The following is a 13126-nucleotide window of genomic DNA, read 5'->3' on the forward strand; positions in this document are numbered from 1 at the left end:
TTAATAGCCTTTTGCCGTATCGTCTCCACGCGGGTCGGCTCCTGTCTGTAATTTACCATTTGGTAATACAAGTATATTCTCCACGCGACCGATTGTCCCTCTCGGATTTATCGTATAGCCATCTTTTGTCAATCGATCACGTAGATTGACATCGATTGCGTTATTTTCAACGTCAATACGATCAGGAAGCCATTGATGATGAAATCTTGGCAGGCTCACAGCTGATTGGGCATTTTGTCGGAAGTCAATAACGTTGAGGATGGTCTGAAAAACAGAGGTAATAATAGTTGATCCTCCAGGGGTTCCTACAACCATAAATAGTTTGCCATCTTTTTCTACAATAGTGGGTGTCATTGAGCTGAGCATCCTTTTGCCGGGCTGAATCTCGTTCGCTTTTTCCCCAGTAAGCCCATACATGTTTGGGACACCGGTCTTTACGGAGAAATCGTCCATTTCATTGTTTAGGAGAAAACCTGCGCCCTCCACAAACACTCCTGAGCCATAAGAATCATTAAGTGTTGTTGTAATGGATACTGCATTCCCTTGCTCGTCTACGATATTGAAATGTGTCGTTTGTTCACTTTCATAGCCAGGAATGACATCTGCATTGACATCTTTGCTTAATGTCGCTTTATGGAAATTGAAAGAATGGAGTTTATGCGCATTTGAGGCAGAGTCAATAAGCTGTTGGACGGGTACCTTAATGAAATCAGGATCTCCCAAATACTTAGCCCGATTGGCATATACATAACGTTCAGCTTCTACCATGACACGGATGGTTGAATCGCTTTGAAAGCCCCAGCGCTCAAGTGGAAATTGTTCGACTGATTTGAGCAGGGCTAAAAGAGATGTTCCTCCACTCGAAGGCGGCGGCATGGAAATTACTTTATGGCCCCGATAATTTGTGGAAATTGGCGTTCGCCAAAGCGCCTGATAATCCAGTAGATCTTGATGATTAATAATACCTTTCCCTTTACCCATTTCGGCAACAATGAAGTCGGCCGTTTTACCTTTATAGAAACCGTCTCGGCCTTCGATTGCAATTCTTTCCAGTGTTTTTGCAAGTTCCTCCTGGATAAATAGGTCACCTGCTCGCCAAACTGTGGTTTTGATAATTGCAGCACCGGCAGGGTTCAGTTTGACAAAACGCTCTTTATGGCTTTCAAACTCATTGGCTTGTCGTTGACTGATTTTAAACCCTGTTCTGGCTAGCTGTATTGCTGGGAGTAAGAGATCTTTCCATTGTAATTTGCCGTACTTTCTGTGTGCTTCCCACATACCAGCAACAGATCCAGGGATACCAGAGGCCAATTGACTATAAAGGCTCAACTCAGGAATAACATTGCCTTGGGCATCGAGATACATATCCCGGGATGCTTTTAGAGGGGCCTTCTCACGAAAATCTAAGGCATCTAAATTACCCCGATGATCGCGGTAGAGCATAAAGCCACCGCCGCCAATATTTCCTGCATTGGGATAAACAACTGCAAGAGCAAATTGCACGGCAACTGCAGCATCTATTGCATTCCCACCTTGTTTTAAAATCTTTACCCCGACCTCTGAAGCCAAAGGATGTGCTGTGACAACGGCAGCCTTATTAAAAGTACTGACCTGCTCAACCTTAGTATTTAGCTGCTGTCTTGTCGCACAAGAGGCAAAGCATATGCTTGCTATGAGCGAATAGGTTATGAATTTATACATCGTACGCGATTTAAAATTTAAATATTATCTCAGAGAGTTGTACAAACAATACTACTCTTGGTTATTTAAGTTTTTCGTTGTTTTTATGGCGGTCGGCATCCCGAATTGATTTCTTTTGAAGATTTTGTTCCAAAGCTGCTGTTAGATCAATTCCCGTTTGATTGGCAAGGCACATCAAAACGAATAATACATCGGCCATTTCATCTGCTAAATTAACTTCTTTGTCTGATTTTTTGAAAGATTGTTCTCCGTATTGCCGAGCCATTATTCGGGCAACTTCACCGACTTCTTCCATGAGTATGGCGGTGTTTGTCAACTCGTTGAAATAACGTACTCCGGTACTATTGATCCATTTGTCAATAACCTCTTGTGCTTCTTTAATTGTCATCCTGTTCAATAAAAAATTAAAAGTTGTCCTTATCTTTTGTGTCCATGACGATGGTAACTGGCCCATCATTCAGTAGGTCGATTTTCATATCTGCTCCGAATATGCCAAGTTGAACCTCTTTTTGAAGCAATTGACTTAATAATAAAGCCATCTCTTCATACATTGGTTTGGCTTTGTCCGGTTTTGCTGCCCTGATAAAAGAGGGCCTGTTTCCTTTTTTTGTTTGAGCAAATAGGGTGAATTGTGAGACGAGTAAGATGTTTCCGTCTACATCCTGTATCGACTTATTCATCAGACCTTGTTCATCCTCGAAGATGCGTAAGTTGATGAACTTCTGTCCTAACCATTTCAGATCTTCTATTGTGTCTGCTTCTTCAACTCCTAATAAAATCATTAGACCCTGCTGGATCTGGCCTGTAATCTGATTATCTACCGTACAAGAGGCGTTTTTCACTCGTTGTATAACTGCGCGCATAATGAAAAGTATAAAATCAAAGGTAAAAATTCCGATTGTTAAACACGATGGGAAATTCAGTTTTCTCCTGAGTGTACATAGAAACGTCCCTTTCTCCCGAAGGAAAAAGGGACGCTAATTATGCTAAAGGATTTGGTCGGAAGCGATCTTCAGTCCGCCTTCCCAGCTGTTAATGCGTTTGGAATTAGATGGCTATTATACAGTGTGGTTTAGAATTTGAAATTCAAGCCCAGTAAGAAATTCGTTGGCGCTTGTGGGAAATAGAAATTATAATATTTCCGGGTATCACCTTCCATCCAGCCAAAGGTATAGCCATTGGCCTCGTACTTCTCGTTCAATATATTGTTGACCTGTAAGGTTGCACTGATGTTTTTGATACCTAATGCTGTAAAGTTATAGTTTGCTAACAGATTGTTGACAAAATAAGAGGAAATGCTTCTTTCTTTCGCAGATGAATTGTCCAGGTATTGTCTTCCTACAAATTTGGATAGAAGCGAAAATGTAAGTGATGTTATTGGGGTGTAAGAAAAATTACTTGACAAAATAGTTCCTGGCGATAAAGCAATGTTTGTTTTCGAATAAAATATCCTTGTATCGCCAATGACCTCTTCAAAGTCTTTAATTTTATTTTGGCTGAAACTAGCGGTTGCTTTCCAGTTGAACTGTTTGCTGATGTTCCATGATCCATCGAATTCAAGACCCATTCTATAGCTATCATTGACATTTTGTCGAATTGGGGAGCCCGTATCGCTGATTTCACCGGTTGGAATCAACTGATCCTTGTAAAACATGCCATATCCATTCAACCCGATGTTGAATTTTTCATTGATAAAACGATAACCCAATTCAATGTCCTGCATTTTCTCAGGGGTAGGATCTGGTAAGGCGCTATTTTTTTCTATAAAATCCTTGCGAACAGGTTCTTTTTGTGCAAAGGCATAAGAAGCGTATACGTTTGAATGGTCATTTAGCAGATAAGTTGCACCGGCTTTAGGATTCAGGAAATTAAACTTAGGATGATAATTATAATTTTTTACCTTATCATCATCACCATACATGTGGTAATCTACATTCCGATATTGAATATCGGCCATTAATATCCATTTTTCTAGTTTGTAATCGACTTTTAAGAAATTGCTAAAATCATTTTTTTGTGATTCCCCATAATAATATTTGTCGTCAAGAAAACCTGTCGATGCATACTGTGCCCAAATCACCTGGCCATAATGTTTTCCTTTGTATTGGTTATAAGCTCCACCCCAAGTCATTTCAAGTTGATCATTCGGTCTGTAATTCAGGGCATAGGTCATGCCATAAAAATAATTATCCAGCCATCTCCTGCGGACAAGATCCGTTTTTTGTATGGTATCTTTACCAATGATGACGTTAGGCAAACCGTATTTACTTAGTTTATCTCCCGGTCTCATTTCTTCATAGTAACCATAACCTCTTGTATAGTGTAAGGCTGTATTGAGCGTCAATTTGTCGTTCAGTATATTGGTATAATGAAGTTGATGATGTTTCTGCGTATAATTATCTGTTTGATTTTTATACGTGTATAGGTTATAATTCCGGCCAGCGTTCATGAAACGATCCTTCTCGGCACCGGAAATTTCGAGTGCATTATCAGCATAATCATCCATGCGCGACCGATCTCCTGTAATCAATGGTTCAGGAACGCCATTCCAGGCTTGATAGGTCTTTTCTTTTCCCCAGAATACAATTCCTTTTAAAATATGTTTTTTGCCATAATAGCCTCCGTCCACATAGAAAGATTGTAAGTCTGAACTACCTCTTTCGATGTAACCATCGCTACTTATTCGAGATAATCTGGCATTGAAGGCAAATTTGTCGTCAATTAGTCCGGTACCAACTTTGACCGTATTTTTCCAAGTATTATAAGAGCCAAATGAATTGTTGAGTTCTGCGTAAGGGGTTTCTACTAGAGTATTGGACTGAATATTCAATGAGGCTCCAAATGATCCGGCACCATTCGTCGAGGTCCCAATACCACGCTGAACTTGGATGCTCTCGGTAGAAGAGGCAAAGTCGGGAAGGTTTACAAAAAAGGAACCCATGCTCTCCGCATCATTTAGGGGGATTCCATTGAGTGTTACGTTGATTCGTTGATTGTCGGATCCCCTGATCGTCATTCCTGTATAACCTATGCCCGCACCGGCATCGGAATTCACCTGCACGGATGGGGTCTGATTTAGAAGAAATGGGATATCCTGGCCGAGGTTGTTACGTGTTATTTCTTCTTTGGAGATATTTTTAAAGGTTGTTGGGGCATTCCTTTTGGCACGGGTAGATTGAACAAGCACTTCTTCCATTTGAATGGTATTCGGTTCTAATGCTACGGTGAGCTCCAAATTGTCTTTAACATCCACATTTCGGCTCCATGTTTTATATCCAAGAGAAGATACCTGAATCTGGTGTTTACCTGTATTGATACGGTATAGTTTGATCAGTCCATTTGTGTCCGATTGGCCAGCGAAGGATGCTTGTCCATCTATGGATATGGAAACATACTGCAAAGGGGTCTGATTGGTATTGTCTACAGCTTTAATTGTCAGATTTTGTTGCGCAATGGCAATTTGGCTTGAAATAGTAGCTAAGGAGCTACAAATCAAAAATTTGATCATGGTAATGTATTTTGTTTGAGTTAAACAAATCATAGCAAGGGGTTACTATGACCGCACTATTTAACTAACCTCTCCCTACGCCAGCATTATCTGGATCAGGTGTACAGAATTTAATCTGTTGGGTATAATCTCAGCCTTTATTTGTGTTCCTGACAAAACAAGGCACCCCTATTCGATGCTGCGAATATATAAATTTAAAATTGAAATGAAGTATAAAGAAGTAATTTATGACAAATACAAAAGAGGGTATTTATGCTATTATTTCTTTTTGGTTAAAATTTTGTGCAAATTGTTGTTTTTGGTATTTATTGTTCTTTTTAGGTACCTTGGCATGAATTTTTCTACTAGGGTATGTATTCATACAGGTCAAAAATTTTTAGTTACTAAATTGATAGTGAGGAGATAAAATGTTAAAGTATTTAAGCGCTAATTATATTCTGCCGATTACTTCAATGCCAATAAAAGATGGCATTGTTTCGGTGGATGAGGAGGGGGTAATTCAAGGTATCTATGACCCAACTTCATTTACACCTTCAGATAAAGCGAAGGTTGAGAAATATGAAGGAGTGATAATTCCAGGTTTTATCAATGCACATTGCCACATTGAATTGTCGCATATGAAAGGTATTGTTCCTAAAGGTACAGGGCTTCCGAGCTTTCTCAGTAAGGTGATGACAACGCGGTCGGCGTCGATGAAAAAAATAGACGAGGCTATGGCAAAAGCCGATCGAGAGATGTACGAAAATGGTATTGTCGCAGTCGGAGATCATGCCAACACCGATAATTCCTCAAAATTGAAAGAAGATTCACAGCTCCTATATCACACCTTTGTGGAGGTACTCGGAATTGAACCTGAAGAAGCGGACTTTAAGTTAAAGGAGGCTAAATCGTTGACGCAGGAGTTTAGGAATGGGCATGTATCCATTACGCCGCACGCGCCCTATTCTTGTTCGAAGGTCCTTTTCAAAAAATTCAAGAAGATGGTTCCGGAAACAAATATTATCAGTATTCACAATCAAGAAAGTGAAGAGGAGAATAAATTGTTCCGTTATAAAATGGGAGAGTTCTTGGACTTTTATAAAAGTATAGGGAAAAACGCCGATGCGATTAAGGCACAGGCAAGAAACTCGATTCAGTCTTATCTTCCTTATTTACCTTACCCCAATAAATTATTGTTGGTTCATAATACCTATACCTCGCTGAAAGATCTGGATTTTGTAGAGCGCATGGATCGTGATGTGATGTGGTGTCTTTGTCCAAAGGCCAATCTTTATATTGAAGGAACATTACCAAAGGTTCAGAATTTTATGAATGCCGGACAGCGTTTAGTAATCGGAACGGACAGTTTAGCTTCAAACGACACATTGTCTATTTTGGAGGAGCTAAAGGTATTGCATGCGCACTTTGAAGATCTCGATTTCTTGCAGACCATTCAATGGGCTACAATCAATGGCGCTATCGCGTTGAACATTGAGGATGAATTTGGGTCACTCGAAGTGGGTAAAAAACCAGGGATTGTGTTGTTGCAAGGGATGGAACACATGCGCCTAAATGAAGATGTTAAGGTAAAACGTTTAGCGTAGTATTTAATTCCCTAAAACTTCTGTACTTTTGCTCTTATTGAATCGTCCATGGCTGTAATAACGAAACTATAGTCATGGTAAGTTCCATCTGACCGATGGAAGAAAAAATAAGTTACAGATGAAACATTTGAATATTTCAATAAGAGGTAAAGTACAAGGAGTCTTTTTTAGATTGACAACCAAGGCGGTTGCGGATCAGGTCGGTGTTAGGGGCTTTGTTGTCAATTTAAAAGATGGTTCTGTTTATATCGAGGGCGAGGGCGATGATTTTGCACTGGATTCATTGTTGGAGTTCTGCCAAGAAGGGCCCGAGGGAGCAATTGTTGAAAGTGTTGAGGTAAAGGAAGGCGAAATGAAGGGCTTTTCCAATTTTGAAGTAGTTAAAAGAGTTCAATCTTAAGTCTTTTCGCCTTGTCAGTACTCAAAAAATTCGCTGGACAGACCATGATTTATGGTCTGAGTACGATTATAGCACGTATGCTGTATTTCGTCATGACGCCATTGTATGTCCTCAAATATCCACCTGCTTCCTACGGAATATTTACCAATATGTACGCTTGGGCGTCCATGATCAATGCTGTTTTGGCATTTGGTATGGAAACGACTTTTTTTAGGTTTCTCCAAAAAGTCGAAGAAAAGGATAAGAAGCAGGTTTTCAATAATAGTTTTATCGTCATTGCCACTCTGGCAACATTATTTTTTATAACGGCCTTTGTCTTTGCGGGTACTTTTGGTAGCTGGTTGAATAAGGGAACCTATAATGCCGATTACGAGAGCTATGTGAAGTATTTTGCCCTCATATTGGCATTGGATGCTTTAGCTATTGTTCCTTTTGCGAAATTGAGATCGGAGGGAAGGCCTATTCGATTTGGTGCTATTAAATTGGCCAACATCGGTATTATGGTTATTCTTAACCTATTCTTTATTGCGCTAGTTCCCTATTTGATAAAAGATGGTGGTGCTTTGGGCACTTGGTGTTCCGGCTGGTATAGAAATGAATGGATAGGTTATGTATTTATTTCCAACATTGTAGCAAGTGCGGCGACCTTTCTATTGCTTCTGCCTGAAATGAAAGGGTTTTATTTTAAACCCGAAAAGCAGCTAATCTTAAAGATGCTATCCTATAGCTTTCCGATTTTAATAGCCAATATTTCTTATATCATCAACGAAAATTTAGATAAAATTGTATTGCCAATCTACCTGCCTAAGGATATTGGTGATCGCGATTTGGGTATCTATGGAGCCGTTGGAAAATTGGCGATGTTTCTGAGCATTTTTGTTCAGGCTTTTCGATTGGGGGCAGAACCATTTTTCTTTTCTTATGCAAAAAATGCAAATGCGAAAAAGACCTATGCGTTAATTATGGAATATTTCGTCATTGCCATGATGTTAGTCATGTTGGGGATTACAGCGAATATTGACTGGCTGAAGTATTTTATTAAAGGAAATGTGGAAACACGTGACTTATATTGGTCTGGATTATTCATTGTTCCTTTGTTGCTGTTCAATTATGTGCTGCTGGGCATCTATATGAATCTTTCGGTATGGTATAAGCTTTCTGATCAAACGCGGTACGCTTTGTATATTTCATTGGTAGGCGCGGGAATAACCATCGTGGCAAATTATTATCTGATTCCGAGATACAGCTATGTGGGAGCATCAATAGTCACATTTTTAGCCTACTTTGCTATGGTTGTGCTATCTTATGTATGGGGGCAAAAACATTATCCTATACCTTATAAATTGGGAAAGATCCTGATATATATATTTGCGGGAATATGTTTCTCCTACCTTTCCTACTTTGTGTTTCATCATAATGTCTTTATTGGCAATGGGCTTTTAGTTGCTTACATTGGAGGTGTATTTTTGATGGAACGAAATCAGCTCAAGCGATTCCTCAAGAAAGATGCATAATAAAAAAGGTCGTCCTAAGTCAACTTAGGACGACCTTTTTCTTTATAAATCGCAGACTTCAGGATTATACCATTTCTGCTGAGAAATTGTGTTCAATTTCATGAAGTACCTCAAGAATCTCTGCCTGGCTTTGTAAGCTGACTAATTTCATGCGGTGTTCTTTAAAGTTGGGGATTCCTTTGAAGTAATTCGCATAATGCCTACGCATTTCAAAAATACCCAATTTGTCACCTTTCCATTCGATGGATTTGTTGAGATGTGTTCGGCAAACCTCGACACGTTCGGCAATGGTAGGTCCTTCTAAACGTTCACCGGTATTGAAAAAATGTTTGATTTCTCTAAAGATCCAGGGATATCCGATTGCTGCACGGCCAATCATAATGCCATCCACTTCAAACTCCTGGCGCCATGCTGCAGCTTTTTCGACAGAGTCCACATCGCCATTGCCAAAAATTGGGATTTTGATACGCGGATTACGTTTGATATCCCGAATCATGGACCAGTCCGCCTGACCCTTATACAATTGTGCGCGCGTACGTCCATGAATAGCCAGTGCTTTGATTCCTACATCTTGTAGTCTTTCAGCAACTTCGTATACATTTTTTGTGTTGTCATCCCAGCCAAGACGTGTTTTCACCGTTACGGGTAAATCCGTAGCCTCAACGACAGCTTTGGTCATTGCAACCATTTTATCGATGTCCTGTAGCAGGGATGAGCCAGCTCCTTTACAGACTACTTTTTTAACAGGGCAGCCGTAATTGATGTCGATTAAATTAGGCCCCGCTTTTGTGCAGATTTCAGCAGACTGACGCATACTTTCAATATCTCCACCGAAGATCTGGATGCCAATAGGACGTTCATACTCAAAAATATCCAATTTTTGAATTGACTTTGCAGCATCCCGAATTAACCCTTCCGAAGAAATAAATTCAGTATACATTAAATCAACACCATTCTGTTTGCACACATAGCGAAACGGAGGATCACTTACATCCTCCATCGGAGCTAATAACAAAGGGAATTTACCCAAATCAATATTTTCACCAATCTTGACCGACATCTTCGATAATTTTTTACAAAGGTACAAAATTTGGCATTAGTATAAAGTTAACTCACTGTCACGAGTTTAAAGCCTATTTTTGATCTCTTCAGACCCTGTTGAAACGTTGACGGCTTGAATCGCCAGCCCTGCCAAATCGATAATTAAATGAACGTACCGCCCTTCTGCTGTCAGAGTTCGATTTCCCTATATTTCTCTTACAAAGTCTTTGATAGCTTGTCCAGGATCACCTGTCTTCATGAAATTTTCGCCAATTAAAAATCCCTGGAATCCTGCTTTTTTCAAGGCTTTAATTGTCGAGGGGTCAGCTATACCGCTCTCAGATACTTTAATATATTCTGTTGGTATTTTGTCTAGGAGATCGTAAGAATGCTGGATGTCGACTGAAAAATCTTTCAGATTTCTATTATTGACACCAATTGCGTCAATGTCATCGAAAAGATTATCTAATAGCTCCTGTTCGTTGTGCACCTCAAGTAAGACATTTAAACCCAATTGATGCGCATAGGCTGCAAATTCCTGAACTTCCTCTTTTTTCAGACATGCTGCAATTAAAAGGATGATGTCTGCGCCATACGCTTTTGCTTCGGCGATCTGATACTTATCGACGATGAATTCTTTTCTTAAGATAGGAATGCTAATAGCCTCACGTGCTTTCGATAGATCTTCTAAATTGCCTTTGAAAAATTCCCCATCCGTAAGAACAGACACCGCTGAAGCACCTGCCTCCTCGTAGGCCTTTACAACATCTTCCACTGCTGAAGTGCTATTGATGTCTCCTTTTGATGGCGACGCTCTTTTGTATTCAGCTATAATTCCTGTTTTTTCAGGGTCAAGAATAGATTCTCTCAACGATAGACAAGCTACACTGAAATAGGGATAGTTTAATAATTCCTCCAAAGGAACTAAAGCTTTTGCTTGTTCTACTTCTATTTTTTTTCGTTCAATGATTTTATCAAGTATAGTCATTTTTTTAGATGTTAGATTCCCAACCAGTTTTCAATTAATTTCTTACCATTTGTGGTCAATACCGACTCTGGGTGGAACTGCATTCCCCTTACATCGTATTCAGTATGGGTTAAGGCCATAATGATGCCATTCTCGTCGATCGCCGTTACTTTGAGGCTAGCCGGTAAGGTGTCTTTGTTTACGGCCCAAGAATGATAGCGTCCTATTTTGGAATCTTTTGGGAAGTCCTGAAACAATTTTTCTGACTCATCAACAACGGTAATATTTGTTGCTACGCCATGCAAAGGTTTTTCCATATTGAACAGAGTACCACCAAAAACCTCTGCGATCGCCTGTTGGCCCAAACAAATGCCCAATATACTTTTATGTGGAGCATAGGTACGGATAACATCAAGCAATAATCCAGCTTCTTCTGGAATACCTGGGCCGGGCGAAAGAAGTATTTTATCGAAAGCATCAATATCTTCCAGCTTAAATTTATCATTTCTCCATACAACGTACTCTTGATCTAATTCCTGTAACAAATGGACCAAGTTGTAGGTGAACGAATCGTAGTTGTCTATAACGACTATTTTATTGTTGCTCATAACCTTTTGCTATAAAATCTTGATTAATGTAATTTTCAATTTCCTGGAATATCGATTGAATAAATTCGGTTGGCAAATTAAATCTTTTTGCCAGTACTCCATAATTAATACCTAGGTTCCGAATAATATGCTGCTCTTCGTTTTGCGCATCCTTGAAGGACTTGCCTTTGTTAATATAGGTTTTTCGTAACGCCAATAGCTCAACGATGCGGTTATCAATGGTTTCTACCGAATCATGGATATGTTGCTTGTTGACACAGTATTCCAATGGTCTGATCATAATGTTTCTGCTAATTGTAATGCTTTTCGTAGCGCGGCAATTTTGTTATTTACTTCTTGTAGCTCCATTTCAGGATCTGAATTTAGTACAATACCACCGCCGGCCTGATAATGTAAGGTGTTTTGCTTACTTAAGAAGGAACGAATCATAATGGCATGATTAAAGTCGCCGTTAAAACCCATGAATCCAATTGCACCCGAATAAAATGAGCGTTGTAATCCTTCATAACGATCAATCAATGTCAAAGCCATATGTTTTGGAGCACCTGAAAGTGTGCCCGCGGGATACGTATCGCCTACGATGTCAAATGGATTGATATTATCTTTTAATGTGCCCGTTACTTTGGAGACCAAGTGGATAATATGGGAGTAATATTGTGGTTCCATGTAGGACTCAACTTTAACTTGAGTACAATGTCTGCTTAAGTCATTGCGGGCAAGATCGACGAGCATGACGTGTTCTGAAGTCTCTTTTGGGTCTTCTTTGAGTTTGGTGGCTATTTTTTGATCTTCCGCCATGTTGCCTGTTCGTTTAAATGTTCCTGCAATAGGGAAAATCGTCGCTTGTTTTCCGTGAATACGCAATTGAGCTTCAGGCGATGATCCGAAAAGTTTGAAGTCACCGTAGTCAAAATAGAAAAGGTAAGGTGAGGGGTTGATGGAGCGGAGCGCACGATAGACATTGAATTCATCACCAGAGAACGGTGTCTTAAAGCCTCTGGATGGAACAATCTGGAATACATCGCCGCGTTGGATATGTTCTTTCATCTTCTTGACCAGCTGACGGTGTTCTTCATCGGTACGATTGGAGCTTTCCTCACCAGCTAGTTTGAAGGTATATTCAGGAAAATTTTTGTTCTGAATAAGGAACTGCATTCTTTCAAGTTCTGATTCTTCGTCATCCAGCAGATGTTCAAAAATATAGAGTTGGTTGCGGAAGTGGTCGATGGCAATGACATATTTATAAACATGATATTGCATAAACGGTATTTTACGCGCTGGATCTACCGTTGTTGTGAGTTTGATGTCCTCAAAGTGTTCAATACAATCGAAGGTGAAGTAACCGAATAGGCCATTGGAGATCAAGTTAAGTTCAGCAATTGTATGATCTTCGAAGGAATTTCTAAAATCGGAAACTTCTTGACGTAATTCGATTTCGTGCGCACTTTTTACGATACGTTCTCTGCCGGGATAAGTGAGCGTCAGCTCTTTCTCATCGAGCTGTATTCCGGCGATTGGTTGACAACAGATGTAGCTGATGTTGTTGTCTCGACTATGGTAGTCGGAGCTTTCCAATAACAAGGAGTTTGGAAAGATATCTCTTAGGCGAAGATAGATGCTCACGGGGGTAGTTGTATCCGCAAGCAACTTTCTGGTTTGTGTTTTGAATGTATACTTCATTTTTGTGTCTTATCTTCTTGTTGCAAATTATGTATAAAAAAACCCCGATACTGGTCAGCATCGGGGTTGGAATTTCCATAAATGGTTTTGGTTGATTATGAAATATTATGACAATACCAATTAG

General features: G+C 39.8%; 12 protein-coding genes and 1 riboswitch. Of the genes, 3 read left to right on the forward strand and 9 right to left on the reverse strand.

Going from position 1 to position 13126, the window contains the following annotated elements; all coding sequences use genetic code 11:
• The 4 genes from ggt to AAW12_RS16830 form a co-directional block, all read right to left on the reverse strand.
• Positions 1–1701: a gamma-glutamyltransferase gene (gene ggt, locus AAW12_RS16815; protein ID WP_046674809.1), complete on the reverse strand. Its 1701-nt coding sequence runs from the start codon at positions 1699–1701 to the stop codon at positions 1–3.
• Between the two features lie 61 nt (positions 1702–1762).
• On the reverse strand, positions 1763–2089 hold the full coding sequence (locus AAW12_RS16820; protein ID WP_046674810.1) for a nucleotide pyrophosphohydrolase: 327 nt from the start codon (positions 2087–2089) through the stop codon (positions 1763–1765).
• Positions 2090–2105: 16 nt separating this feature from the next.
• Complete coding sequence (gene dtd, locus AAW12_RS16825; protein WP_046674811.1) at positions 2106–2564, reverse strand: D-aminoacyl-tRNA deacylase; 459 nt, start codon at positions 2562–2564, stop codon at positions 2106–2108.
• A gap of 209 nt (positions 2565–2773) precedes the next feature.
• On the reverse strand, positions 2774–5209 hold the full coding sequence (locus AAW12_RS16830; RefSeq protein WP_046674812.1) for a TonB-dependent receptor: 2436 nt from the start codon (positions 5207–5209) through the stop codon (positions 2774–2776).
• A gap of 54 nt (positions 5210–5263) precedes the next feature.
• Positions 5264–5389: riboswitch (TPP riboswitch) on the reverse strand.
• 227 nt (positions 5390–5616) lie between these two features.
• Between AAW12_RS16830 and AAW12_RS16840 the strand changes: the two genes are divergently transcribed.
• The 3 genes from AAW12_RS16840 (at position 5617) to AAW12_RS16850 (ending at position 8706) form a co-directional block, all read left to right on the forward strand.
• On the forward strand, positions 5617–6792 hold the full coding sequence (locus tag AAW12_RS16840) for an amidohydrolase family protein (RefSeq protein WP_046674814.1): 1176 nt from the start codon (positions 5617–5619) through the stop codon (positions 6790–6792).
• 118 nt (positions 6793–6910) lie between these two features.
• Positions 6911–7192, forward strand: coding sequence for an acylphosphatase (locus tag AAW12_RS16845; RefSeq protein ID WP_046674815.1), 282 nt, complete (start codon positions 6911–6913; stop codon positions 7190–7192).
• Positions 7193–7236: 44 nt separating this feature from the next.
• The gene (locus AAW12_RS16850) at positions 7237–8706 is read left to right on the forward strand and encodes a lipopolysaccharide biosynthesis protein (protein WP_084823224.1); all 1470 of its coding nucleotides are present in this window, start codon (positions 7237–7239) and stop codon (positions 8704–8706) included.
• Between the two features lie 64 nt (positions 8707–8770).
• On the opposite strand, the gene dusB is transcribed toward AAW12_RS16850, so the two are convergent.
• The 5 genes from dusB to AAW12_RS16875 form a co-directional block, all read right to left on the reverse strand.
• Entirely contained in the window at positions 8771–9766 is a 996-nt protein-coding gene (gene dusB / locus AAW12_RS16855; protein ID WP_046674816.1) for a tRNA dihydrouridine synthase DusB, read from the reverse strand.
• Between the two features lie 186 nt (positions 9767–9952).
• A complete protein-coding gene (gene trpC / locus AAW12_RS16860; RefSeq protein WP_046674817.1) occupies positions 9953–10735 on the reverse strand; it encodes an indole-3-glycerol phosphate synthase TrpC in 783 nt (260 codons plus the stop codon).
• 11 nt (positions 10736–10746) lie between these two features.
• Entirely contained in the window at positions 10747–11322 is a 576-nt protein-coding gene (locus tag AAW12_RS16865) for an anthranilate synthase component II (protein WP_046674818.1), read from the reverse strand.
• Positions 11309–11602, reverse strand: a complete 294-nt coding sequence (locus AAW12_RS16870; protein WP_046674819.1) for a hypothetical protein — start codon at positions 11600–11602, stop codon at positions 11309–11311. Before AAW12_RS16870 ends, AAW12_RS16865 begins: the two co-directional genes overlap by 14 nt.
• A complete protein-coding gene (locus tag AAW12_RS16875) occupies positions 11599–13002 on the reverse strand; it encodes an anthranilate synthase component I family protein (RefSeq protein ID WP_046674820.1) in 1404 nt (467 codons plus the stop codon). Before AAW12_RS16875 ends, AAW12_RS16870 begins: the two co-directional genes overlap by 4 nt.
• Between the last annotated feature and the right edge of the window lie 124 nt (positions 13003–13126).

The organism is Sphingobacterium sp. Ag1 (assembly GCF_000988325.1).
Lineage (GTDB): Bacteria > Bacteroidota > Bacteroidia > Sphingobacteriales > Sphingobacteriaceae > Sphingobacterium.